General features: G+C 61.5%; 16 protein-coding genes and 1 pseudogene. 11 read left to right on the forward strand and 6 right to left on the reverse strand.

The features are described from left to right. Position 1: 1 nt before the first annotated feature. The 4 genes from J3U87_RS09525 to J3U87_RS09540 all read right to left on the reverse strand — a co-directional run bounded on the left by J3U87_RS09525 (position 2) and on the right by J3U87_RS09540 (position 4,255). A complete protein-coding gene (locus tag J3U87_RS09525) occupies positions 2 to 1,267 on the reverse strand; it encodes a glycosyltransferase family 4 protein (protein WP_237382811.1) in 1,266 nt (421 codons plus the stop codon). 196 nt (positions 1,268 to 1,463) lie between these two features. Further along, complete coding sequence (locus J3U87_RS09530; protein WP_237382812.1) at positions 1,464 to 1,961, reverse strand: GNAT family N-acetyltransferase; 498 nt, start codon at positions 1,959 to 1,961, stop codon at positions 1,464 to 1,466. 104 nt (positions 1,962 to 2,065) lie between these two features. Continuing rightward, positions 2,066 to 2,695, reverse strand: a complete 630-nt coding sequence (locus J3U87_RS09535) for an alpha/beta family hydrolase (protein ID WP_237382813.1) — start codon at positions 2,693 to 2,695, stop codon at positions 2,066 to 2,068. 126 nt (positions 2,696 to 2,821) lie between these two features. Then, positions 2,822 to 4,255, reverse strand: a complete 1,434-nt coding sequence (locus tag J3U87_RS09540; RefSeq protein WP_237382814.1) for a dihydrolipoyl dehydrogenase — start codon at positions 4,253 to 4,255, stop codon at positions 2,822 to 2,824. Positions 4,256 to 5,003: 748 nt separating this feature from the next. Here J3U87_RS09540 and J3U87_RS09545 point away from each other — a divergent pair. Further along, a complete protein-coding gene (locus tag J3U87_RS09545; RefSeq protein WP_237382815.1) occupies positions 5,004 to 6,143 on the forward strand; it encodes a chemotaxis protein CheV in 1,140 nt (379 codons plus the stop codon). 615 nt (positions 6,144 to 6,758) lie between these two features. Then, positions 6,759 to 8,210: a di-heme oxidoredictase family protein gene (locus J3U87_RS09550; protein ID WP_237382816.1), complete on the forward strand. Its 1,452-nt coding sequence runs from the start codon at positions 6,759 to 6,761 to the stop codon at positions 8,208 to 8,210. 82 nt (positions 8,211 to 8,292) lie between these two features. Here the strand turns inward: J3U87_RS09550 and J3U87_RS09555 are convergent, their stop codons facing one another. Continuing rightward, a complete protein-coding gene (locus tag J3U87_RS09555; RefSeq protein WP_237382817.1) occupies positions 8,293 to 9,669 on the reverse strand; it encodes a sensor histidine kinase in 1,377 nt (458 codons plus the stop codon). Positions 9,670 to 10,002: 333 nt separating this feature from the next. Here J3U87_RS09555 and J3U87_RS09560 point away from each other — a divergent pair, with 333 nt between their 5' ends. The 5 genes from J3U87_RS09560 to J3U87_RS09580 all read left to right on the forward strand — a co-directional run bounded on the left by J3U87_RS09560 (position 10,003) and on the right by J3U87_RS09580 (position 18,785). After that, positions 10,003 to 12,312, forward strand: a complete 2,310-nt coding sequence (locus J3U87_RS09560) for a transglycosylase domain-containing protein (RefSeq protein WP_237382818.1) — start codon at positions 10,003 to 10,005, stop codon at positions 12,310 to 12,312. Between the two features lie 103 nt (positions 12,313 to 12,415). After that, positions 12,416 to 13,018, forward strand: a complete 603-nt coding sequence (locus J3U87_RS09565; RefSeq protein ID WP_237382819.1) for a DJ-1/PfpI family protein — start codon at positions 12,416 to 12,418, stop codon at positions 13,016 to 13,018. Between the two features lie 74 nt (positions 13,019 to 13,092). Beyond that, positions 13,093 to 13,968: a fructosamine kinase family protein gene (locus J3U87_RS09570; RefSeq protein ID WP_237382820.1), complete on the forward strand. Its 876-nt coding sequence runs from the start codon at positions 13,093 to 13,095 to the stop codon at positions 13,966 to 13,968. A gap of 1,128 nt (positions 13,969 to 15,096) precedes the next feature. Next, positions 15,097 to 16,710, forward strand: coding sequence for a glutamate synthase-related protein (locus tag J3U87_RS09575; RefSeq protein WP_237382821.1), 1,614 nt, complete (start codon positions 15,097 to 15,099; stop codon positions 16,708 to 16,710). 116 nt (positions 16,711 to 16,826) lie between these two features. Next, positions 16,827 to 18,785: a thiamine pyrophosphate-dependent enzyme gene (locus tag J3U87_RS09580; RefSeq protein WP_237382822.1), complete on the forward strand. Its 1,959-nt coding sequence runs from the start codon at positions 16,827 to 16,829 to the stop codon at positions 18,783 to 18,785. A 115-nt stretch (positions 18,786 to 18,900) separates the two neighbouring features. Here the strand turns inward: J3U87_RS09580 and trxB are convergent, their stop codons facing one another. Then, positions 18,901 to 19,842 carry a thioredoxin-disulfide reductase gene (gene trxB, locus J3U87_RS09585; protein WP_237382823.1) on the reverse strand — a complete coding sequence of 314 codons (942 nt, stop codon included), beginning with the start codon at positions 19,840 to 19,842 and terminating at the stop codon, positions 18,901 to 18,903. A 350-nt stretch (positions 19,843 to 20,192) separates the two neighbouring features. On the opposite strand from trxB, the gene J3U87_RS09590 reads away from it, so the two are divergent. The 4 genes and pseudogenes from J3U87_RS09590 (at position 20,193) to J3U87_RS09605 (ending at position 25,220) form a co-directional block, all read left to right on the forward strand. Further along, complete coding sequence (locus J3U87_RS09590) at positions 20,193 to 20,645, forward strand: hypothetical protein (RefSeq protein ID WP_237382824.1); 453 nt, start codon at positions 20,193 to 20,195, stop codon at positions 20,643 to 20,645. A gap of 248 nt (positions 20,646 to 20,893) precedes the next feature. Further along, positions 20,894 to 21,469: pseudogene (locus tag J3U87_RS35245) on the forward strand (GTP-binding protein); the annotation flags it as partial. Positions 21,470 to 23,516: 2,047 nt separating this feature from the next. Then, on the forward strand, positions 23,517 to 24,125 hold the full coding sequence (locus tag J3U87_RS09600; protein ID WP_237382825.1) for a LolA family protein: 609 nt from the start codon (positions 23,517 to 23,519) through the stop codon (positions 24,123 to 24,125). A 165-nt stretch (positions 24,126 to 24,290) separates the two neighbouring features. After that, positions 24,291 to 25,220 carry a polyprenyl synthetase family protein gene (locus J3U87_RS09605; protein ID WP_237382826.1) on the forward strand — a complete coding sequence of 310 codons (930 nt, stop codon included), beginning with the start codon at positions 24,291 to 24,293 and terminating at the stop codon, positions 25,218 to 25,220. Positions 25,221 to 25,249: the final 29 nt, after the last annotated feature.

Consider the following 25,249-nt stretch of genomic DNA (forward strand, 5'->3'; position numbering starts at 1 on the left):
TTTAGGAATGATCGGTGTTGGCGGCGGGTCGACAGCCCGCCATCTCCGGTTCTCTTCCCGCAAGAAAGGCGATCATGCGGTTGCCGAGAGTGTCGCGGCTGAACTCCCGCTCCGCCAGCGCGCGGGCATTGGCGCCGTAGCGGCGGCAGACTTCGGGATCCGCGGCCAGGCGTTCCAGGGCATCGGCGAACGCCGCCGCGTCGCCGGGCGGCACCACGACGCCGCAATCGTGACTCTCGATCATCTCGGCCAACCAACCGGGATAATTGTTAATCACCGGCAGTCCGGCGGAAATGTAGTCGAAAAACTTGTTGGGCGAGGTGCCGCGATAGAAGGCCGGTACATTGGCCAGAATCATCATGCCCAGATTGGCCTTGGGCAGCAAACGCGCCAATTCGACCTTGGGCACGGGATCCAGGAAAATGCAGTTGTCCAATCCTTCGGCCTCGGCCCGCTCCCGCAACGCGGGCTTGCGCATGCCCTGACCGATAAACACCAGTTTGATGTTTTGGCGGCCGCGCTTCTTCAGTTCCGCCGCCGCGTCCAACACCGCTTCCAATCCATTGGCCATGCCGTGGGCGCCGGTAAAGACCGCGGTGAAGTCCCCTGGCTCGATGCCATTTATATCCAGACCCTTGTGACAATCGGGCTGAAACAGATCCAGGTCCGAGGCGTTGGGGATCAGGGCGACCCGATCTTCGGGAACCCCGCGACGGCAGATGCCTTCCTTGATGCCAGGCGAAAGGGCCACCAACCGGTCCGCCGAGCGGTAGGACAGAAACTCCAACAGGTCCAGCGCCAGAAGTACGAGGGGATTTTTGATCACCCCCATCGCCTTGGGCAGCTCGGGCCAGAGATCGCGAACCTCGAACACGAACGTCTTCGAGCGGCGCAGCAGCTTCATCACGATACCCGGGATGCCGGAAGTCAACGGAGTCGTCGTGGTGAAGAGGAGATCGTACTTCATCGTCAGCGCCATCCAGGTGGCACGGGTGGAAAACCGCACGAACGTGAGGGCCCGACGCAGGAAGCCGTGTTTGTTGCCGTAGGGCATGGCGATCTCGATGATCTGGATGCCGTTCACCACACCTTTTCGCACGCCCCTGATCGGCTTGCCGGAAAGGCCGGTGGTCCCCTCCAGCAGGGAGCCGCAGATGACGGTCACCTCGTGACCTGCGTGAACCAGGCGGCTGGCCATTTCATAAGGGCGCGTGCCGGTTGCGCCCTGGGGGGTGGAAAAGTGCTGCGGAATGTAGAGGATGTGCATAGGGTGAAGTCCCTTTCGTTTGGCGGCACAACCATGCCGACAAAGCTAGATGACTCGGATATTGCCGGGTATGTGTGAGCCATCTTAGCGAAATCCCCAAAGCGAATGAAGACCTCGAATCGATTACCGGGACCCGAATGTCCAGGAAACGCCGACGTGGAAACCCCGCGCAGCCGAAATTAGGGGAAAAACCCGTTCAGGAAGGGTCGCCCAAGGGCGAAATCATTTCGTGGGATTTCACCTCGAACCCCAAGGACTTGTAGAAGGCGAGCGCTTCCCGGTTGAACTCGTAGACCCGCAATTCGAGATCCTGCGCGTTCTTCTCCCGAGCCCACTGACGCGCCGCTTCGACGAGGGCCTTACCCAAACCACGGCGGCGCTGATTCGGGTCGATGAACAGCACGTCGAGCACGGCATAGCGGCGCGGGCGAATGATCGGGAAGTCGTCGGACCATTTCAGTTGAACCAGGACGAATCCCAACAACTCTTCGGGCGGCACCAGGTTCACGGCTACGTGCAGGGCCTGGTCGGGATCCTCGACGACTCCGTGGAGATAGGCCGACGAGCGCGCCTGGCCGTTGGGCGCGCGAAAGAGCCGCGGCAAGGCTTCGAGGTGAAAGCGATCCACTTCGGCGAACATTTTCTCGAGCGCGGGAAAATCTTTGGGGATGGCGGGCCGAATAGCAAAGGTCATGAGTCGAAATCCTGGCTATGGGTACTTCATTCGGGCAGGGGTCACGAGATCGAGGGGTGGGTAGAATCGTTATGATAACCATAACGATTGAGGTTTTAAACCCTTTAAACCCTGAGTTCGCGCATGAATCCGCAAATCTCCTCTACCGCTTCCGACAAATTCTGAGGTTCGGTGCGACCGGAGCGGACACGGGGCTTCAAACTGTGATCGCCGTCCCCGCTCCAGAACACGCGAATCTCGGGTGAGAGTTGGTAGGCCCCGACTTCGCTTTCGGTGCCGAACGGGTCGCGCGTTCCCTGAACGATCAGGGTCGGCGTCTGCAAATCGCGCAGGTGCTCGGTGCGCAGGCGTTCCGGTTTGCCGGGTGGATGGAAGGGATAACCCAGGCAGACCAGACCGGCCGCACCGACCTCGTCCGCGATCTTCGAGGCCATGCGCCCGCCAAGCGATTTGCCGCCGATGACCGTCGGGCCCGTGGTCCGTACCGCGGCGAAGACTTCTCGCCAGGCGTCCAACAGTACCGGCTCGCGGTTCGGCGGCCCCTTGACACCCTCGGTTCGCCGACGCGCCATGTAGGGAAATTCGAAGCGTACGACGCGGAAACCCGAGCGGGCGACGCCCTCCGCGATGACGTTCATGAAGGGTGAATCCATCGGTGCGCCGGCGCCGTGGGCAAGAACCAAGGTCACGGGCGTTTCGCCGGGCCCGTCGATCAACCAATCGTCACGAAACATGGATGAATCCTCGCGCGGCACATCACCTGCCGGGGTTCGGCGACCCGTGCGCCGGAAATGGTCCGTAAGTCACGGGCCGCGGTCCTCGGTCTCGAGGACGCGAATCGATGGAGATGCGAAAGAGGCTCAGGCACCCGGTCCACAATCCAGGCAGCCCTCGATCGGCTCCGGACCCAGATGCAATTTGGCGTTCAAGTCGCGCAAGGCCGTTCTCAGCCCTTCTTCGATGACCGGATGGTAATAAGGCATGTCGAGCATCTGGGCGATGGTCATCTTCTGCTGATAGGCCCAGGCCAACAAGTGCCCGATGTGCTCGGCAGCGGGGCCGAACATCTCGGCACCCATGAACACCCCGGTCCCGTGCTCGCCGTACACCCGCAACATGCCCTTGTTCTTCAGCATGACGCGACTGCGGCCCTGGTCTTCGAAGGAAACCTCGCCGACGGCGAAACAGCCGTCGGGCAGGCTGGTGTAGCTGCGGCCCGCCATGGCGATTTGCGGGTCACTGAACACGATGCCCAGCGGCGCGCGGCGAAGTCCGGCCCGAATATCGGGGTAGCGCCCGGCGTTCTCGCCGGCGATGCGCCCCTCGTCGGCGGCCTCGTGGAGCAGCGGTCGATCGTTATTGGCGTCGCCCGCGATGAAAATATTGGAAGTGCCGACCTGCAGCGTGAAGGGATCGAAGAACGGCTGACCCCTGTCGGTCAATTTCACATCGGTATTTTCGAGGGAGAGGCTGCGGACGTTCGGCGTCCGTCCCGTGGCGGCCAGGGCGAAATCGAAACGTTCCGTCACCTGGTGTCCGTGGCTGTGTTTATAGGTGATCACCACCTGGTCTTCTTCCCGGTACAACGCACCGATGGGCGCGTCCGGATCCAAGTAGAATTCGTCGCCGAGCACCGTGGCGCAGTTTTCGATCACGGCCGGATCGGTCAGCGGTCCGATTCTGCCGCCGCGACCGAAGACGCGGACGCGCACGCCGAGCCGATGCAGGGCCTGACCCAACTCCAAACCGATGACGCCGGGGCCGAAGATCGCCACGGCCTTGGGGAGCGTCTCCCATTCGAACACGTCGTCATTGACGATCAACAACTCTCCCAGGTCGCGGAACATGGAGGGAACGGCCGGAGAGGAACCGGTGGCGATGACGATGGTTTCGGCCTTGACGATACGGCCGTCTACCTGAAGGTGGTGATTGTCGACAAAACGGGCATAGCCGCGCAATCGATCGGATTCCGGAATGGCTTCGACGGATTCCTCGACAAACCCCACGAATCGATCGCGTTCGCGCCGAACACGGTCCATGACCTCGGCGCCGTCGATGCGCAACGGTTCGCCGGGGTGCACCCCGAACGCCGGGGCTCGGTGCACGGCATGGGCGGCTTCGGCAGCCGCGATTAACAATTTACTGGGCATGCAGCCGACGCGTGCACAAGTGGTTCCATATGGACCGCCCTCGATGAGGACGACCCGCGAGGCATGCTTCTTTGCACCTCGATAGGCGCCGAGACCGGCAGTTCCAGCCCCGATCACCGCAACATCAACCTGAATTTCGTCCATGTTCGCTCCTCGAAACGTACCGGCGTGGTAGCGCGTTGCCGGGAAAAGGCCCTTCGCCGATTGATCGCGATACAACCATTAGTTTTATTTAGTTTAACGCGGTTCCGCCGTCCGATCACTAGCTTTTGGATAGAATCTATACTCTGGGTTCGGTAAAAAGCCAGATTCGGATCAAGTGGAATTCGGTGTCGCCAAAGACCAAACGGGTGGTGCTTTCGCGAGGCGGATTGGTTTCCCGAATACGGATCATTTCTGTACGACACACGGTCGCCAGAACCCGCGAAGTTTCCGGAAACGAATGGGTCCGAAACCGACGGAAACCGCCGTTGGCAAAGCCCGATTTCACGAACGAAAGACGCCGTGACGGACCCCCTACCCGCCAAAATGAAGGTTTACCGCCGGTCGGTCGATAGAACAGAGACGTCCCCAAATACGATCAAACCTGAAATGTGCGATTCGGGTGGATGCGATGTGGAAAGATGTTGGAGGGGCCCGCCCAGGGAGAAACAGTTTGGGAAAAGCGCGCTCGGCAAACCGTGGTCCGGCATACCGTGGTCCGGCATACCGTGGTCCGGCATACCGGAGGCGTACTTGGAAAGTACGGAGGGTCCGGCCATCCGGCCACCATCGGATCGAGCCTTTTCCCCGGCTGTTGCAGTCCAACAGATTTGTGCAGCGCGTCGCCAAGAATCGCTCAATTTAGGTCAAAGGCTCGGTCCACCGACCGCGCCCTTTTCCCGAGGTTACCATGAGCACCGAAATCTTACTGGAAGTCGGCACCAACGAAGTGGAATTTCTCGAGTTCTTTCTGGGCGACCAGAGCTACGGCATCAATGTCGCCAAGGTTCGGCAACTGCTCAAGTTCGAGCAGTCCCAAATCACGACTCTGCCCTGCGTTCAACCCTCCGTCCTGGGATCCCTGCTGCATTTGGAACGACACCTTCTCGTCGTGGATCTGAACATGCTCCTGAACGACACTCCCAGTCAGTCGACCGGAGCGCGGATCGTCATCGTGACGGATTTCAACGATGCGATCACCGGCTTCGTGGTCGACGGCGTCAGCAAGATCTACCGTCTCTCGTGGGAAGAATACCTTCCGCTCTCCAACGCGCTTCAGCGTCACAATCCACGCGTCACCGGGGTGGTGGTCATCGAAAAACGCGAGGTCCTGATCCTGGATTTCGAACAGATCATCGAAGAAATCCGGGGCCTCGATCCTTGGGACCATCCTCTTTCGACGGATGAAGAAAAGGAAACCCTCGCCATTCCCCCATCCACCCAAACGGCCGCAGCGCCCACAAGCGCCCCAGCGAACGTCTCGCCGGAAATCGCCGCCGCGACCGCAGCCTGGCGCAAGCCGTCACAAGCGGACCCGAGTCCTGGTCAGGGCGCCGCTCAGGGGAACGCGGCGCCGGCGAGTGCCGCACCTCCGGCCGGTGACGGCGGAGCGGAGGCGGCTCCCGCGGAGACGGGCCGCGGTGCCGTGAACATCCTGTTCGCCGAGGATTCGAAACTCTTCCGGCTCAGCATGCTGGACGGTCTCAGGGCACGTGGGTTCACCCAGGTCCAGTCGTTCGAGAACGGGAGCCAATTGTTGGATTTCCTGCGGCAGCAACACCGCCAAGCCCAGGAAGAAGGCACCCCGCTGCGCGATCGGGTCCAGTTGATCATGACCGACATCGAAATGCCGATCATGGACGGCCTGACCCTGTGCAAGGCGGTCAAGGAAATCGAATCCGAACTACCGATCGTCGTGCTTTCTTCGCTGATCACCGATCAAATGCGCCTGAAATGCGAGAGTGTCGGTGCCAACGCCGCGATTTCGAAGAAGAACCTGCCCGAACTGATGAAGACCCTGGATCGTCTGGTCGAAGAAACCGTGAGCTGAGTCGAAGCCCCGGCATGAACCGTGGAATCGACGCCTCGGCGGAATCCGTTCGAAGACGATTCGGCCATGGGACGGGCACGCCCCTTTCGGTTGCCGGTCAAGTGAACGCTCCATGCTTGGCGATGTGGCCGCCGGCCAGGGCCGGCCCTCGATCGACGACCGGACTCGGCCTGGAATCCCGCGGGCCCGGTAAGCCCCCGGCCCGGGGCCCGGATTCCCATGAGGGATAACACCAACCGGTTTGGCGTCACTCGAACCGAGGGAGCTTCGCGACGCAATCTCAAGTCGTCAAAAATATGTGCTTTCGTTTGCTTCAATCCCAAAGTTACAATAGATTCATCCCAGACCAGTCGAAACTGTAACCCCTCTCATACCACTACATAACCATGTGAGTCGCCATTCACCTGGTCATAGCCTGTCTATTTCTCCATGGTTTTGCTAGTCTTGGCAACTGGTCGACACCAAGATTCACGTTTCGATCCTAAGTTCATCTTTTCGATACGCTTACATGGCGTCGAGATTTCTCGGAGGTTATTAGAGATGATTCTTGACATTGTGAGACGCCACTGCACGCCCCTTCTCGGGATTTGCGGTCTCGTCATGGGATCCTGGTCCATGGCACAACATATCGGCGACGGGCCGATCGTGCGCGAGCACATGGACCAACAGCTCATCGAATCGGGAGACCTCGATTTTTGGAAGGTTTTCGATCACGGCGAGTTCCTGTTTGCGGCCAAGTTCAATACATACGATGGCCAGGGCCGTCCCGGCACCACCGGCGGGGGCGATGCCCGCGTTCCCGGTTCCGCACCGGCCTTCATTCGTACCTCGGCGCCCGAGTCCAACTCCTGCGCCGGATGTCACAACGATCCGTTGCCCGGCGCTTCCGGCGACATCGTCGCCAACGTCTTCGTTTTGGCGCAGACCCTGGACCCGGTCACCGATTCCGTGTCTCCCCAGTTCTCCAACGAGCGCAACACCCTGGGCATGCACGGTGCCGGCCTGATCGAACTGCTGGCGCGCGAAATGACCGCCGAGCTGCAGGCCCTTCGCGATGCGGCCGTCAGCGAGGCGGCCGAGGCGGGTAATTCGGTCTCGAAGATGTTGCAGACCAAGGGCGTTTCCTTCGGCCGCCTCACGGCCGCGGCCGATGGAACCGTGGACTACAGCGAAGTGGAAGGCATCGATCACGACCTGCTGCTCAAACCCTTCCACCAGAAGGGCGTCGTGGTGTCGCTGCGCGAGTTCACCAACAACGCCATGAACCACCACCACGGCATGCAGTCCGTGGAGCGCTTCGGTGCCGCCCGCACGGGCACCGACGATTTCGACCAGGACGGGGTCAGCGACGAGTTGAGCGTTGGCGACATCACCGCCACCACCGTGTGGCAGGCGGCTTTGGCCACGCCGGGCCAGGTGATTCCCAACGATCCGGTGGTGGCTCGCGCCATCATTCGCGGCGAGCGTACCTTCTCTCGCGTGGGCTGCGATTCCTGCCACAAGCCGGAGTTGGTACTGGATTCGCCGATCTTCACCGAGCCGAACCCCTACAACCCCGACGGCAACCTGCAGGTCTCGGAAGTGACCTCGGTGTTCAGCTTCGACGTGACGCAATTGGGCGATAGCCCTCGTCCGGAAAAGACCAATTCGGGCAAAGTGGTGGTGCGGGCCTTCACCGATCTCAAGCGCCACAACCTGTGCGACGAAGATTACAACCACTACTGCAACGAGGAACTCGTCCAGGGTGGCGTGCCGACCGAGCAGTTCCTGACCCGCAAGCTGTGGGACGTGGGCAATACCGCGCCGTACGGTCACCGTGGCGACCTGACCACCATGACCGAGTCGATCCACTACCACGGTGGCGATGCACGCGAGTCCCGCGATCGGTTCTTCGCCCTGTCCGAAATGCAACGGGCCGAAGTCATCGAATTCCTCAAGTCGTTGCAAATTCTGCCCGAGGGCAGCGCCTATCTGGTGGTGGACGAGAACGGTCAAGCCAAGAACAAGACGCGTTTGACTCGTTCGGACAACCCGGTGCGCCGGTCCACGGTCGGCGAATCGCCCTGACCGGTTCCTTCACGCAGCGAATGTCGAGGCCCGAACACGACACCCGTCGTGTCCGGGCCTTTTCTCTTGGACCCAGCGGCATTCAGCTCGCGGCCTGAAACCACAAGGTGATCAAGGTTCCCGCGGCCTCCCCGGCCTCGTCGTTCTCGAGCCAGGACTCCACCTCGATTTCACCGCCGTAGGCCCGCATGAACTTTTGGACGAGCGGCATCCCGAACCCGGTGCCCTTTTCGCCATCGGTTCCGTCGCGGGAGGTGACGCGACCGATTTCGAACAGATCGGAAGCCAATTCCGGCGACATGCCGATACCGAAATCCCGAATCGTCAGGCGAATGCGGTCGTTTTGGCGATCGGCCGCGATCCGCAGTTCGCCGTCGCGATGAGAGAACTTGACGGCATTGGTGACCAGGTTGTTCAAAACCGAATTGACCAGGGACACCGGTTCGGCGAGCAACACCAGATCCTCGGGCACGGTGTTGACGATTTCGAGGTTTTTGGCGGTCCACCGGGACTTGAGCATCGTCAGCGAATCGCTCATTTGATCGGCCAGGTTCAGTTGGGTCAACTCCAACTTCATTTTGCCGGAATCCAGCGATTCGATTTGCCGCACCAAATCGATGACCCCCTGCTCCTGGGAGAGCGCCTTGGAAATGTGGCCAAGGCAGTACTCGGTTTCTTCCGGCGCCTCGTGACACAGCTCGATGGCGCATTTGATGGCGGTGAGCGGATTCGACAAATCGTGACACAGCACGTGGATCAACTGGCGCCGGTTGTTGCTCAACTGGGTCAGGCGGGCATTGGTCTGACGCAGCACCTGATTGACCTCCTCCAACCGAATCCGGTAGCGGCGCACCAACAGGTTCCCCGCGAAAAAGGTGAGCAGCCCGAGCGACAGCGCGGCGATCGCACCGGCGATCCGCATCGGTGCCAGCAGGGTGGCCGCACGTCGTTCCACCGACGCCACGCTCTGGTGCACGAACAGTTGGTAATCGGTGCCGGCCACGGGCAGGGTGGCCACGATATCGATCTCGGGCTGCCCGGGATTGCCGAGAAAACCCAACACGGGTTCGTCGGCGAGGTCGCGAACGTCGCGCACGACCCCCGTGAAATCGGTAATGGGCAGACCCGCCAGGCTGATATCCATGTCGGGCGTCAAGCCCTTGACCGCCACCAGCTTGCCGTCCTGGCGTGCGACGCAGAGATACCCCTGGTTGGGCAAATTCACCTCGTCACACAGCTTTTGCAGAATGTCCAGCCGATCGCTTTCGGAAACGAACTGGGTCGTGGCTCCCGCCAACTCCAGCACTTGACTCCCCAGAATGCGATTGTCCTCGGCGATCTGTCGCGCCAGCTCCCCCACCAGGAACGAACGGACCCAATCGGCGAAGAGCCAGATGCCGCCGAGGCTCAAAACCGACATCAAGATGGAAAAGGCCAACTGGAATCGGGACTTCAACATGGTCACCTCGGCGGTAGCGGGGAGAAAGACATCCACGCGGGATGCACGATTGCTCGGTTTTGTTGAAGGATCTGCTGATCTAGAATAGTCTCATCTCCATCTGAAGACCCAGCCCGACCTCTTCCACGCGTTGCAAACGGCACAGGGACATCGACCGGGTCCGGGTTCGCTTCCATGGGAGATTCGGGCCTGGCGTGGAAGCTGGGTTCAGGTGAGCGGCACGAGCGGCATCCACGATCGATTTTAATGAAACGGGTACTCACCCAATTCTACTCCCCAAAAAACCCGCCCGTCCCCTTTTTCATTTCCATAACTTTTCGAAAGACAGGTGTCATGTCCGTACATTCCGCTTTCCTCGCGCGTCGTAAAACCGCTCGTGCGGTGGCCGTACAGTCCGTTTTCCGCCTTTTCCAAATCATGCTCCTGGTGACCCTCGCGGCCATGCCGGTTCGCGGCGAACGTTTGATGGACGTGGTCGGGCGACGCGAGTACCGCATCTATTCCGATGCCTTTCCCTTGGTTTCGGGCCGCACGGTGGCGGAACTTCGACTCGAGGAACGGCTGAAACGGCTGGGCTACCGACGCATCCGCAAAAAGCCCAGCGCCCCCGGCACCTACTTCTGGAGCCACCGGACCTTCTGGATCTACCAACGCGAACACCAGCATCGCGGCAAGAAGCGCGGTGCGCGATTGTTCGGGCTGGACCTGCGCAAGGCCGACGGCATGATCCAGGGCGCGCGCGACGCGGACGGCAAGCCGATCGAGATCGGCGCGCGCGGCAAGCTGTGGTTGGAACCGGAACTCTTGGCCGAGTCCTTGGAAGGCGAGCGCGCGGCGCGTCTTTCGTTCGCGCTTTCGGAGGTCCCCGAACACGTGTGGCGCCCGCTGCTGGCCGCCGAAGACGCGCGTTTTTTCGATCACCTGGGCCTGGACGGCCGAGCCCTGGCCCGCTCGACCCTGGCCAACATCAAGGCCGGCAAGGTGGTCCAGGGCGGCAGCACCATCACCCAACAGTTGATCAAGAACCGCGACCTGACGCCCAAACGCACCTTCGGCCGCAAGGCGTCCGAAGCCTGGCGCGCCGTGCGCCTGGAAGCGCTCTACTCCAAGAAGGAAATCTTGGAAACCTACCTCAACCACGTGTACTTGGGCCACGTCTCCGGATTGGCCGTGCACGGCTACGGCACGGGCGCCCGCGTGTTCTTCGACAAATCCGTGGCCGATCTCTCGCTGGCGGAGGCCGCGACCCTCGCCGCCATGGTCCAGGGGCCGAACCGCCTGTCGCCGATCCGCAATCCCGACAACGCCCGCGGCCGTCGCGACTGGGTCTTGGAACGCATGGAATCCCTGGGATGGGCGACGCCGGCCCAGGTGGCGGCGGCCCGGGCCAAACCCGTACGCGCCAAGGTCCGGAAACCGCGTCGCGTGGGCCTGACCCACTTCCGCAATTGGATCGCCGAATCCTTGGCGGAGGAGGCCCCGCGCCGGTCGGCAAAGAATCTGGGGTTCGTGGTTTCCAGCGCCATCGACCCGCTCCTTCAGGAGGATGCCGAACGTCAGGTCGCGCAACACCTTAGCGGGCTGCGGCGCCGCTATTCGCGTCTCCGCAAGGGCAAATTGTCAGCCGCCCTGGTGGCTCTGGATGCCGAGAACGGCGCCGTGCTGGCCTACGTCGGCGGCGATCCCCGAGATACCGGAGACCAGTTCGATCGGGTACGCAAGGCCCGCCGTCAACCGGGCTCCTCGATCAAGCCGTTCATCCTGCTGGAGGGGTTCGATCGCGGCTGGGGCAAATTGTCGCTGAATCCGTCGTCGCGCGTGGCAGACAAGCCGCTGACCATCGACCTGCCCAACGGGCCTTGGCGTCCCACCAACAACGATGGGCGCTTCCACGGGGTGATCGACCTGCGCACCGCGCTGCGCCATTCCTACAACGTGCCCTTCGTTCGGCTCGGACGTCACCTGGGTTACGGCAAGGTGGCCGATCGCTTCCGCGAAGTGGGTTTGCCCATGCCCGACGATCCGGGACCCGCGTTCCTGCTCGGTGCGATCGAGGTCAGTCCCCTGGAATTGGCCGCGGCCTATACCGTGTTCGCCACGCCGGGTTACAGCCTGGAGCCGGTGCCCATCTGGCGAATCGGAAAACCCAAAGGCAGACGGCTCGAGCGCTTTCGCACGAAACGCGATCGCATTTCCAGCAAGGCATCGGCCTACCTGGTGGCCGATCTGCTGGCCGACGTGGTGGCCAAGGGCTCCGGTAAGGCCGCCTCGATCAAGGGCCACACCGTGCGCGGCAAAACCGGAACCTCGTCCAACCGGCGCGATGCCTGGTTCGCGGGTACGGCGGGAAGCCTGGTCTGCGTGGTATGGGTCGGGCTGGACGAAGGCGATTCGGCCGGTCTCACGGGTGGCGGCGCGGCGGCCACGCTTTGGCGCACCTTCATGGCGAAAGCGATCCCCGCAAGACCGGATCGCCAAATCGAGCGACCCTCGATGATCGTGGAAGCCTGGGTGGATCCCACGTCGGGGCTGTTGGTCAAGGAAGGAAAAAAAGGGGCCCACAAGGAATTGTTCCGCCGCGACAGCAAACCGCGCCGCAATCGTTGGTGGCGCATCGACCGCTCGATTCAGGTCATCGAGTGAGCGGTCGCCTCCGCATTTCGGACCTCGGGAACTCGCGAGAGCTATCGGTTCCGAGTAACGGCGATTCGTGATTTAATGGAATCACACACGCGGAGGTACAACCATGAGTAGCGCCAAGAAAGTGGGCATCCTTATATTCGAGGATGTGGAACTTCTTGATTTCGCGGGACCTTATGAAGTGTTTTCCATTGCCGGCACCCTTGGCAGGGGCCTCTTGGCACGCCCTCTGACCATAGCCGATCGAGCGCCGGTCCGCACCTCCAACGGGCTGATCGTCCAGCCGGATTACCTGCTGGATGAAGCCCCTCATTTCGACATCCTGCTCATTCCGGGCGGGAATGGAACCCGGCGGGAACTGCACAACGAAGCCACGCTCGATTGGATCCGATCCGCGGCGGAAGAGGCCGAATTCCTGTTGTCGGTCTGCACCGGTTCCCTGCTGATCGCCAAGGCCGGCCTGGCCAAGAACAAACGGCTGACGACCCACGCTTCCGCATTCGACGAACTGCGCGCGATCGCGACCGAGAGCCAGATCATCGAAGGTGCGCGCGTCGTGGACAACGGCGACCTGATCGTCTCGGCCGGAATCTCGGCGGGCATCGACATGGCGTTCTACTTCCTGCAGCGCGAGTTCGGTCACCCCTTGGCCACCGACGTGGCGCTCCAGATGGAATACGACTGGAAACCCCACGGCTTGGCGGGCTGAGCCGGTTTTCCCCGGGTCATGGTTCCCGGGAACCCAAGGGCCACGGGCCATCCAAGCGATAGCGAGGTGAGCGAGTGATCACGTCATGGTGGCTCGAGGTGGGCAAAGCCCTTTCCCATGTCCTGGACAGGGAAATCCGGCCGGCGAAGGTGACACCGGTGGGCGGCGGCTGCATCAATCAGGCATCCTGTCTGAGTGACCAGCACGGCACGCGCTACTTCGTCAAAACCAACCGGGAATCGGCACGCGACATGTTCGCCGTGGAGGCCGCCGGCCTGGAAGCGATCCAAGCCACCCAAACCCTTCGCGTGCCGCGAGTCCTGGGTTTCGGTTGTCACGGGGGACGCGCCTATTTGGCCTTGGAATGGCTCGATCTCGGATCGGGTCGTTCCGAAGATGCCCATCGGCTCGGTCGAGACCTGGCGCGTCTGCACCAATGCGACGTAGGCGATCGGTTCGGGTGGCATCGCGACAATTTCATCGGTAGCTCGCCCCAACCCAATCCCTGGGAATCGGATTGGGCCACCTTCTTCCTGGAGCACCGCCTGCGCTACCAGGTGGACATGGCCCATCGGAACGGGCACCGATTCGCGCGTTTCGACCGACTGGCCGAACGCGTACCCGACCTGTTGCGGGGATTGACGATCCGGCCGGCGCTGGTCCACGGCGATTTGTGGACGGGCAACGCCGCCTATACCGAGACCGGTGTGCCGGCGGTCTTCGATGTGGCCGCCTACTACGGCCACGGCGAGACCGATCTGGCCATGAGCGAACTGTTCGGCGGTTTCGGCACCGCCTTTTTCGAGGGATACACCGAGCTCCGCCCGCTCGAGGCGGGCTATCCCCTTCGCCGCACGCTCTACAACCTGTACCACATCATCAACCATTTCAACCTGTTCGGCGGTGGGTACGCGAGCCAGGCCCAATCCATGATCGACGCCCTGCTCTGATCCGGCTATCTCTCCGAAGTTGCCCTGAACGGAATGGGGCGGCGCTGCGGCAGGTGGCGGGCCCGCCCTGGGCGCCGGCCCGACAGATCGGAGTTATCCATGCCGGGAGTGCCCGCATACGAAGAGATTCGTTGGCCCTGTAGGTTGGCCCGCTGGGCCGACGTTTCGAAGCGACTCAAGCAACTGTAGTGAGTTACACCAAAAAGCGAAGCCGATTTGCTCCCATATCGAACACCAACAAGGTCGCAAAGCCCAAGGTCCCCGCATCGAGAGAGGGGCGAAAGGCCTGTAGGTTGGCCCGCTGGGCCGACGTTTCGAAGCGACCCAAACTTCACAGAATCGAGAGGTTAAAGAGCGAAGCACATTCTCCGATATTGCAAGGTTAGAGAGTTTCGAGAATTCCGAGCGTGGGCGGCTTTGGCGAGCACATCCGGCGAGGGTACCGCGCTTGAGGCCTTTACCTGGTCTTAACGCCCCTCTCGTGATGTAGGAACTCCGAGAAAGAGCGGTTTTGTTCACGGCTCTTCGGTTCAGGAAATGGCTTGGCTCTTATGGTGCTTGTTTTATTTAAGGTTGGAGTGCTTGGGCTAGTGAAATGATGCGAACCAGGGTGGTCCCCTCTTTTACAAGCACGACGGATCTCTCTGAATTCGGCAATAGCAAGAAGCCGCATTCCAACGTAGGCCCTTCAACAACACGATGGGCTTCGCTCTTTAACGATTGTCTTATTCGGCACCGAGTCGCTTCGAAAGTCGGCCCAGCGGGCCAACCTACAGCCTCGACGCCACACTCTGCATGCGGGAACTGCCGGCCAGGAAACGCCGATGCACAACCCACCCGCGAAAAGAGATGGCTCCGCTCCTTCGGCGCGACGAAACGTACTGCGAAATTCGGGAACTCCTCGCCTGATGCCCTTCGGTGAGCGAAGCCCGTGGCCGCCCCGGCCCAGCCAGGGAATATCGGTTGGACAGATCCTGTTGGTGGTAAGATAGCAGGAATTCTTTCGCAATCAACATCGAACGATCCGCGGATTTCGAGCCCGTGTCTCGCTGCGCCCCCACGCGTTTTCCAAGCAGCCCGCTCGGATTCCGTTCGGTATCGGATTCGCCGGAACAGAGGAGAAACCCCATGAAAAAAGTGAAGGTGGCCGTGTTCAGTGAACTGGCCGACCGAAAGCCCACCGGCGCCCTCGTCGCCGACGTGGACCTGGTTATCGTGCGCTACGATGACGACGTTTCGGTCTTATACGGTCGCTGCCTGCACCGCGGCGCCATGCTCGCCGACGGGCACATCGACGGTCACAACCTCATTTGTGGCGTCCACCATTGGGATTACCGTTACGACACCGGAGTCAGCGAATACAACAACCAGGAAGCCCTGGCCAAGTTCACCCACTGGATCGAGAACGATGGCGTCTGGGTCGACGAAGACGAAATCCGTGCCTGGGAAATGGAACATCCCCAACCCTATCAACGCGACAGCTACCAGGGCGCCTACCAGGACACCCATGGGGAAGCCACGGAACCACACGTCCTGTTCATTCGCGAATTGGCGACCAACGGGCTGTCCAAGTGGGGCCACCACGGCCCGGCCGCCGCCATGGGTGTCGACCGCCGCGAGCTGCCCACCTGGGACGACCTCCAGTTCCTGACCGCTCAACTTCACAAATTGCCCCTGCTGGACGAGGAGCCGGTGGGCACCGATCTGGTGATCGGGCCGCGCGCCGCCAAACCGCTCCGCCTGAACATTCCCCTCTTCGTTTCGGATATGAGTTTCGGCGCGCTTTCGGAGGAGGCCAAGGTGGCCCTGGCCAAGGGTGCGGAACTGGCCGGGACCGGTATCTGTTCCGGCGAGGGCGGCATGTTGCCCGACGAACAGGCCGAAAACAACCGCTACTTCTACGAGCTGGCCTCGGCCCGGTTCGGCTTCAGTTGGGATGCGGTCGCCAAGGTCCAGGCCTTCCACTTCAAAGGCGGACAGGGTGCCAAGACGGGCACCGGCGGCCATTTGCCGGGCGCCAAGGTCAAGGGCAAGATCGCCCAGGTACGCGGCCTGAAAGAGGGGGAACCGGCCATCTCGCCCGCGCGTTTCCCCGACTGGCAATCCTGGGAACAGATTCGCGATTTCACCGCGGAGGTACGCGAGCGCACGGGCGGCATTCCCATCGGCTACAAGCTCTCGGCCCAGCACGTGGAGCGCGATCTGGAAACCGCCGTGAAGGTCGGGGTGGACTACGTGATTCTCGACGGCCGCGGAGGCGGCACCGGTGCCGCACCGCTCATTTTCCGCGACCACATCTCGGTCCCGACCATGCCGGCCCTGGCGCGCGCCAGGAAGTTCCTGGACGAATCGGGCAACCGCCACATCACCCTGATCACGACCGGCGGCCTGCGCACCCCGGCCGACTTCGCCAAGGCCCTGGCGTTGGGTGCCGACGGCATCGCCCTCTCCAACAGCGCACTACAGGCGATCGGATGCCTGGGCATGCGTGCCTGTCATACCAACAACTGTCCGGTGGGGATCGCCACCCAAAAAGATCACCTGCGCGCCCGGCTGGAAATCGCCGTGGCCGCCAAACGGTTGGCCCGCTTTTTCGGCGCCGCGGTGGAACTGATGCAGGTCATGGCACGCGCTTGTGGCCACGACCACCTGAACCAGTTCAACAAGACCGATCTGGCGACGTGGAAACGCGAAGTGGCCTACCTGACAGGGGTCGCCTACTCCGGGGTCGTTCCCCTCTGACCTACCTCATGAACCGAACGAACGCCGCCGCCGGGTAGGCTCCGCCGCCCGTGGCGACGCGTCGCACGAAACGGCTCAAGCCCGTCGTTCGCGGCGATCATCGAGGAGAGATAAAGATGAGCGAGACGAAGCAAAGCGGTTCTCCGGAACTGCAGTGGGTTCGAATTCTGGATCTGGACGAGCTGCCCGAAGGCCGGGTGCAAACCGTAACCGCGGGCACCACCAGCCTCGCGATCACCCACTATCAAGGTAAATACACCGCGCTGGACAATCGCTGCCCGCACCAGGGCGGTCCCCTGGGCGAGGGTTCGATCGAAAACGGTTGGCTGCGCTGCCCATGGCACGGCTGGGACTTCTGCCCCCACACCGGCAAGCCGCCGGGCGGTTACGACGACGGCGTCCCCACCTTCCCGGTCGAAACCCGCGAGGACGGCATCTACGTGGGACTGGAGGCCAAGCCGCCGCGGATCCGCACCGTTTCCGACGTCATGGTGGAGACCATGACCCAGTGGGGCGTCACCCACGTATTCGGCATGGTCGGCCACTCCAATTTGGGATTCGCCGACGCCATGCGCGAGGCGGAACGCGCCGGCAAGCTGACCTTCATTGGCATCCGGCACGAGGGTGCCGCCGCGTTCGCGGCCTCGGCCTACGCCAAGTTGACCGGCCGACCCGCCGCCTGTTTCGCCATCGCGGGTCCGGGCGCCACCAACCTGCTGACCGGACTGTGGGACGCCAAGGTGGATCGCGCGCCGATTCTGGCCCTGACCGGCCAGGTCGACACCCAGGTGCTGGGACCGGGCGCTTTCCAGGAAGTGGACCTGGCCACGGCCTTCAACGGGGTCGCCGAATGGAGCCAAACCGTGCTGCCGTCGTCACGACACGCCGAGCTGATGTCGCTGGCGCTCAAGAACGCCATGATCAAACGCGATGTGGCCCACCTGATCCTGCCCAACGAGGTCCAGGAAATGCCGGCCGAAGGCAAACCGGCCACCACGCCCGAAGGCCGCGTGACCCCGATGGAGATCACCCCGCCCGCAGCGTCCGTGGAGGCCATGCTGAAGCTGCTACGCACCTCGAAACGCCCGGTCATCGTGGTGGGCCACGGGGCCCGCTTCCACATGGCGCCGATCGTCCAACTGGCCGAGCAACTCAACGCACCGGTGGTCACCACCTTCAAGGCCAAGGGCCAGATCTCGGACCATCACCCGTTGGGTTGCGGCGTGTTGGGCCGCAGCGGCACACCCATCGCCAGTTGGTTCATGAACGAATCGGATCTGCTGTTGGTCTTCGGCGCCTCCTTCTCCAACCACACCGGCATCACCCCCAAGAAACCGATCATTCAGGTGGACTACGACGCCATGGCCCTGGGCAAATTCCACAAGGTCGCGGTGCCGGTCTGGGGCGAAATCGGCATCACGGCCAACCTGATCCGCAACGAGCTGGGCGCGATCGACACGGTCGACCAACGGCCCGAAGTCAGAGCACGCTGGGCGATTTGGCGCGAAGAAAAACTGCGACGGGAAAAGGACGACCGCGGCCGCGGCATCAACTCCGCCTCGGTCTTCGCCGCCATGAACCGGGTCATTCCGGAGAACGCGGTCATCGCCGTCGACGTGGGCAACAACACCTATTCATTCGGTCGCTACTTCGAATGCACGCGCCAATCGGTGCTGATGTCGGGTTACCTGGGCTCGATCGGGTTCGGATACCCGGCGGCGATCGGGGCCCACTGCGCGGCGCCCGATCGACCCACCATCTGTGTCAGCGGCGACGGCGGGTTCGGCCAGTACCTCGGCGAACTGACGACCGCGGTCAAGTACGGCATGAACATCACCCACGTACTGCTCAACAACAACGAACTGGGCAAAATCTCGAAAGAGCAGCGGGCCGACGAGTTGGAAGTCTGGCAAACGTCGCTCCACAACCCCAGCTTCGCCCGTTACGCGGAGAACTGCGGTGCGCTCGGCGTCGAAGTCACCGAAAAAGCCAGGCTGGACGAATGTCTCGAGCGGGCGCTGGCCCACGAGGGACCGGCCCTGGTGGAGGTGCGCGCCGACGCACTGCTGGTGTGATGGCCGTCCGCGATTCGAACGATGCCACGAAAAAAGCGGCACTTCCAAACGCGCGAAGTGCCGCCTTTCAGGATTTTTTTCGAGGCGGCAACCCCGGGTGATTGCCGCGATGTCGTTATTCCGCTTCCAATTCGGCCAGGTAGCGTTCGGCTTCGATGGCCGCCATGCAGCCGGTTCCCGCGGCGGTGACCGCTTGGCGGTAGACCGCATCCTGAAGGTCACCGCAGGCGAATACGCCCGCGACCGCGGTGGCGGTCGAATCCGGCTTGGTAATCACGTAGCCGACGTTGTCCATGTCCAACTGGCCTTCGAACAGCTCGCTGTTGGGCTTGTGGCCGATGGCCACGAACAGGCCCTCGATCGCCATGTCGCGCTTCTCGCCGGTGCGGGTGTCTTCCAGCTCCAATCCCTGAATGCCGGTCTCGGCCGTGCCGCGCAGATCGGAAACCACCGTGTTCCAGATGAACTCGATCTTGGGACTCTTCATGGCGCGGGCCTGCATGACTTTCGAAGCACGCAACTCTTCGCGACGGTGAATCACATACACCTTCGCGGCAAACTTGGTCAGGAAGGTCGCTTCTTCCATGGCCGTGTCGCCGCCGCCCACGACGGCGATGGTCTTGTCGCGGAAAAAGAAGCCATCACAGGTGGCACAGGCCGAAACACCGTGGCCCATGAGCTGTGACTCTTTCTCCAGGCCGAGCAGTTTGGCCGAAGCCCCGGTGGCAAGGATCAGCGCATCGCAGCTATACTCTTCATCACCAACCCAGAGACGGTGCGGCGGTTCCACGCCCAGTTCCACTTTATCCACGTACTCGAATCGGCACTCGGCGCCAAATCGCTCCGACTGCTTGCGGAACAAATCCATCAGGTCGGGGCCCATGACGCCTTCGGGGAAACCGGGATAGTTTTCCACGTCGGTCGTGATGGTCAACTGGCCCCCGGGTTGAAGACCTTCGAAAACGAGGGGGTTCAGGTCGGCGCGCGCGGCGTAGAGTGCCGCGGTCAGGCCGGCCGGACCGGAACCCACGATGATTACCTTGCGGTGCGTTGTCATTACAACTCTCCTTGTCATCGGGTGACACAAAATCATTTGACAAAACAGGTATTATGCCCAAAAGGCCGGTTGAAATCCAGTGTCCCAGGGGAGGTCGCATGAGTGGTGAACCCCGCTCGGGCGTTAAGTCGAACAACAGAACAGCGGAAGACGCCCCGCGATTTCGGACCAGGTGGATCGGGTACCAAGGGAGAGGGACGACCCCACCGCTCGTTCCCATCGCGAAAGCCGGTGGGTGCGCCATCGCCGAATGCGGTCGAATGGGATGAAAAAAGCGCCCGACGACCGAGCGAACCGTCGTGGACGCGCGGGCACGCATGTACAATCAACCATCATGGGAGGTGCACTGAATGGATAGAACATGCTTGGTGAAACGAGGCGGCCGGGTGCTTGCCGCGAGCCTGATCCTGGTGGGTCTCGTCGGGTGCAATCAAAAGAAGAGTGATACCGACCTGTTCGAACAATCACCGGTTCGCGTCTACGTCACCGCCGATATCACGCGCGGGATCGAACCGCTCATGGTCCAGTTCTCGGGCTATCTGGAAACCGAGGAAACAACTGTCGTCGACGAAATCAGCGAGATCAAGTGGATCATCGACGGGCCAGGCACGTTCAAGCGCGAGATCGTGCACGAGAGTTACAACTATCAGGACGAATCGGCCAACGTGGACAACTTTTTCCACATGGAATACGATTTTTCCGCTTACGGCCATTACAAGGTTTGGATCGAGCTGAACGGCGGGCAATACAGCTCGAAACCGGTTCGCATCAACGTGGAGAAGGACAGAAACCAGCGCTATTGAACCCGGCCCCGAGCTGCGTTCCCGATGGTCCGAACGAGAGGGTCCGACGGGCGGTCCGGCCGATGCCCGAGATCCTCTCGGGCGGGGCCGCCGATCTACCCGGCCCTTGCAGGTTATTGCTCGCTTCATTGAGGTTGAAGTACCGGCGGCGAAGTGCATTTTTTTAACTGCGCACGTTGGTGCAGATTGCCTGCTATGCTATGCTTTTGCAGTAATTGCCCCCCAGGTACATCGAGGAGCGTTTTTGAATGGTATTCCTGAACTATTCCACTATGCAAATGGTTGCCAAGATCGTCTTCTACGGTCCGGGCCTCTGCGGTAAGACCACGAACCTGAAGGAAATTTATAAAAAAACGTCTCCAAAATCGCGCGGTGAAATGGTCAGTCTCGAAACGGAAACCGACCGTACGCTGTTTTTCGACCTGCTCCCGATGGATGTGGGCGTCGTCGGCGGATTCAAGACCAAATTCCAGCTTTATACCGTGCCCGGCCAGGTGTTTTACAACTCCACCCGCAAATTGGTGTTGCGCGGCGTGGACGGCATCGTGTTCGTGGCGGACTCGCAAAAGCCGATGTTCGACGCCAACGTGGACAGCTTCGAAAACCTTCAGGAAAACCTGGCCGAAATGGGGCTCGATCTCAACGACATCCCCCTGGTGTACCAATACAACAAGCGCGACCTGCCCAACATCTCCACGGTCGAAGAGCTCAACGAGGGGCTCAACCCCTACGGCCGCCCCTATGTTCAGGCTGCGGCCCTGCAGGGCATCGGCGTCTTCGAGACGCTGAAAGAGGTTTCCAAACAAACGCTGCTGAAATTGCGCGACAAGGCCTCCGGCAACGAGCCTCCGAAAAAAGAGAAACCCACGCTTCAGGTACGCGGCAACGACTCCCACAAGGATACCCCGCGCGAGGACATGCCCAAGAACGTGTCCTTCGACACCTACCCCGGCACCAACGACGAGGTCCAGCCCACCTCGGTGCCCGCTCCGACGCCCGATCCCGACGCCAATCCCGAAAAAGAGGGACTGCCCGACGTCAGCATGCACAACGGTGAAGTGCTGAAGCCCGACCAGGATGGTCAGATCGGTGGGTATCGCGAAAACACGCTCGACAATTTCGATCTGGATTTTTCCGAAGACGACAGTCTGGCGGGAGAGTCCCTGGATTTGGACGATTTCAACGATTTGGACATCGAAGATTCGGGTGTCATCGAAACCGACAACTCGCTGGATGAGAGCAATCCGTTGGAAACCTCCGGGGCTTCGATGGACGAAGAGGCGCCGCTGGTGGTGGATCAGGAAGCCGAAGAACCGCTCAACCTCGGCGAGGAGAACGGCCAGCACGACATGGTTGCCGAAGAGCCGATCCTGGCCGAACCCGAACTTTCCGAATCACCGCTCGACGAGCCGGACCTGGTCGGCCCCGATCAGAACGATACCGCGCTCAGCGAGGCCGTCACCACTCCCCTGGACGAGGACGTCGCACCGGCCATGCAGGATGCGGATGCCCTGGTGCTCAGCGAAGGCGACGACGATTTCGACCTGACCCCCGATGAATCGCCCGAGGACGAATTTGGATTCCAGGCCGCCATGGCCGAAGCGCAGGGATACGTCAGCCCGCCCGAAGACGATTCGGAACTGACCTTCGACGAAGGTGTGCTGGAAGAGGAGGGTGTCCCCGCGGATCCCTTCGCCGAGGCACCCGCCATCGAGATGGATGTGGACCTCGGTGCCCGACCGATGCCCGCGATCGCGCCCGATTCTTTCGGCGATACCCACGACTCGATGAACGCCGATCTCGATCCGGTCCCCGTCCCCCCTCAGGAAGACATGGAACTGGACGATCAACCGGTGGAGTTCGAGGAAACCAACCCCGGCCAGAACGAAATCGTGGCCCCTCCGGAACCGGTTGCCGAAGATTTGGCGCCGACGACCCCGGACGCCGTGATGGTGGAAGAGCCGCCCATCGTGGAGGAAGCCCCACCGGTCGAGACTGCCGCGGCAGACGACGTAATCACCCAGGAAGTACCGGCTGCAGAAGAATTCCCGACCTCCGTGGAAGTGGCCGAAACGTCACCGGAACCCGCCTTGGAGCCGGAGCCGGCACAGGAACCGACGACTCCTGAAGCTGAATCCCCGGTAGCGGCACCTCCGATAGCGGCACCTCCCGAACCGGCACCTCCGGTAGCGGCAACTCCAGAACCGGCACCACCGGTAGCGCCAGCCCCGGAACCTCCCAAACCCGAGGTCAAGACCAAGACCAAGAAAAAGTCGAAGAGTCTCGGCCTGGGCCTCGACGATCTGGACACCCTCACCACCTCCAGTCGGCGCACGCGCGGCAAGTCCAAGCGCAGTTCCTCGGTCGACAATCTCTTCGGAGATTTGGGAACCGCCTCGACCCCCAAGAAGAAAGCGAAACTGGAGAAGTTCACCGTCAAGGTGCCCCAGGGCTTCGCCAACGCCCAACTCAACTGCGTCTTCGTGGACGACGACGAGAACGTGATCCACACCGAGTTGCTGAAGGTCCACGCCCAGGAAGTGGAGGAAGGTCACTTCCAGATTCGGCTGACCCTGGACATCGAACGGGACGCCTGAGCGCGCAGAGCGCCTAAACCGCTGATTTCAAATATTTTTCACCGCCAAGAACACAAAGGACTCGGAGGCGGAGTTTTCGTTCCAGGGTTCCTTGTTTCCGGCATTCCCGATTTTGTTTCCGAAACCAAGGCAACGCCGACTCGAAGGACCCAAGTTCGTTTCACCGCTTCCCCCAGCGCATTGACGGCCCCGACCGCGCCCGGTAAGATCGCGCCTGGTGCAGTCCCTCCGATCCCATCGGCGCGAACCGCCATTTTTCCTTTCGAGGTTTCGCATGGTGCCATCCCTTCGCTACCCCATTTCGATTTGCCTGATCCTCATGGTGTGCCCGAGTTTCGCCCAGGTCTCCGAGGCCGAGAGCCTGGCCATTCAAGCCGCGCTCGCCAAGCTGAACCGCTTCGAGGTCTCCTTCAAGCAGGAAACCTACAGCGATTTCTTCGACCCGACCCTCGCCGAGGGCACCCTGAAGGTCGCCCGTCCCGGCAAGATGCGCATGGATTATCGGGTCGGTGAACGCAAGGCGCTGATCTGGGACGGCACCACCTGCTACGAGTACGATTCGCTGGCGGACAGCGAGTCCCGCACCGCTCAGGAAGAAGTGAAGGACCAACCGCTGGTGCGTCTGCTGCTCTACGGAGACCAGGTCTCGCACCACTTCCTGGTCACCCGCGAAACGGTCGGGCCAGGCAGCGGAAAACGCTACCTGCTGCGCCCGCGCGACGGCGCCGAATATCAGATCACGATCGAGTTCAACCCTACCTGGACGCCGACCTTCCTAGACATCTATTTCGACGACGGCGAAGGCACGCGCCTGTGGTTCGGCGACATGAACACGGATCCCAAATTCGGGGCTGATCTCTTCGTGGTTCCGCCGCCGGGATGACGCCGCGCACGGGTGGTGCCGCCACCCAGCGGTGTGAAAGTGAATAATTCTCGCGCCCTCGGACTTGTATGCTAAGATTCCAGCGGTCGTTCGCGGCCGTTACTTTTTCAATCTGGTGCGTCAATTTTGAACGGGTCAAAAATAGCGGAGCTGGTGGCTCCTGAAATGGAAGGTTTGGACAAGGAGATGGCCCGTATCCTCGGCACGGACCACCCTTTTCTGGCGGAGCTGAACCAACGGATCATGGCCAATCCCGGCAAGCGATTGCGGCCGAAGTTGTTGGTTCTCTGTTCGAAGTTGCTGAATTACGAGGGCGAGGACGGCCCGCTCTACGGCGCCGTTTTCGAACTGATTCACACCGCCACCCTGATTCACGACGACATCATCGACGAAGCCAAGACCCGGCGCGGCAACAACACGATGAACAACGTGCTCGGCAACACGATTACCGTGCTTTACGGCGACTTGCTGTACACCAAGGCCCACTCCACCGCGATCGAGGGCGGCCGCCTGGACGTGCTGCACACCATCACCTGGGTGTCCGAGCGCATGATCGAGGGCGAGCTGCTGCAGTACCGCATCAATTACGACAGCACCATCACCGAAGAAACCTACTTCGACGTGCTGCAGCGCAAGACGGCCTACCTGTTCGCCGGAACCACCAAAGCGGCCGGCCTGATCGCCGACCTGCCCACCGAAAAGGTGCAGCAACTCTACGATTACGGCTTCAATCTGGGCATTTCGTTTCAATTGATCGACGATTACCTCGATTACACCGGTAGCGAGGACGAGCTGGGCAAGCCCGTGCTCCAGGATCTCCGCGAGGGCAAGATCACCTTGCCCCTGATCAAACTGTTGAAGAAGGACGACGGCCGGCTTCGCGATCTGATCCACGCCTTTTGGGACGACGCGAATGCGGCGGTACCGCCGGCGCTGCTGGAAGCACTGCATGCCGACAGCAGCCTCCAAGAGACGTGGGAATTGGCCAAAGCCTATGCGGAAAAGGCGATCCAAGCATTGGACGGTTTCGAGCAAAACGAGATCTGGCACATTCTGACCACGATGCCGCTTCAACTTCTACATCGCCATAAATGAGCTCGGCGGTCCGAAGCCCCACGCGGCTC

Origin of the sequence: Sulfidibacter corallicola (genome assembly GCF_017498545.1) — a bacterium.
Classification (GTDB): Bacteria; Acidobacteriota; Holophagae; order Acanthopleuribacterales; family Acanthopleuribacteraceae; genus Sulfidibacter; species Sulfidibacter corallicola.

Excerpts from the sequence above, each read along its gene's own strand:
- J3U87_RS09525 (WP_237382811.1), bottom strand. The coding sequence starts at position 1,267 with ATGCACATCCTCTACATTCCGCAGCACTTTTCCACCCCCCAGGGCGCA.
- J3U87_RS09530 (WP_237382812.1), bottom strand. The coding sequence starts at position 1,961 with ATGACCTTTGCTATTCGGCCCGCCATCCCCAAAGATTTTCCCGCGCTC.
- J3U87_RS09535 (WP_237382813.1), bottom strand. The coding sequence starts at position 2,695 with ATGTTTCGTGACGATTGGTTGATCGACGGGCCCGGCGAAACGCCCGTG.
- J3U87_RS09540 (WP_237382814.1), bottom strand. The coding sequence starts at position 4,255 with ATGGACGAAATTCAGGTTGATGTTGCGGTGATCGGGGCTGGAACTGCC.
- J3U87_RS09545 (WP_237382815.1), top strand. The coding sequence starts at position 5,004 with ATGAGCACCGAAATCTTACTGGAAGTCGGCACCAACGAAGTGGAATTT.
- J3U87_RS09550 (WP_237382816.1), top strand. The coding sequence starts at position 6,759 with ATGGCACAACATATCGGCGACGGGCCGATCGTGCGCGAGCACATGGAC.
- J3U87_RS09555 (WP_237382817.1), bottom strand. The coding sequence starts at position 9,669 with ATGTTGAAGTCCCGATTCCAGTTGGCCTTTTCCATCTTGATGTCGGTT.
- J3U87_RS09560 (WP_237382818.1), top strand. The coding sequence starts at position 10,003 with ATGTCCGTACATTCCGCTTTCCTCGCGCGTCGTAAAACCGCTCGTGCG.
- J3U87_RS09565 (WP_237382819.1), top strand. The coding sequence starts at position 12,416 with ATGAGTAGCGCCAAGAAAGTGGGCATCCTTATATTCGAGGATGTGGAA.
- J3U87_RS09575 (WP_237382821.1), top strand. The coding sequence starts at position 15,097 with ATGAAAAAAGTGAAGGTGGCCGTGTTCAGTGAACTGGCCGACCGAAAG.
- J3U87_RS09580 (WP_237382822.1), top strand. The coding sequence starts at position 16,827 with ATGAGCGAGACGAAGCAAAGCGGTTCTCCGGAACTGCAGTGGGTTCGA.
- trxB (WP_237382823.1), bottom strand. The coding sequence starts at position 19,842 with ATGACAACGCACCGCAAGGTAATCATCGTGGGTTCCGGTCCGGCCGGC.
- J3U87_RS09590 (WP_237382824.1), top strand. The coding sequence starts at position 20,193 with ATGGATAGAACATGCTTGGTGAAACGAGGCGGCCGGGTGCTTGCCGCG.
- J3U87_RS09600 (WP_237382825.1), top strand. The coding sequence starts at position 23,517 with ATGGTGCCATCCCTTCGCTACCCCATTTCGATTTGCCTGATCCTCATG.
- J3U87_RS09605 (WP_237382826.1), top strand. The coding sequence starts at position 24,291 with ATGGAAGGTTTGGACAAGGAGATGGCCCGTATCCTCGGCACGGACCAC.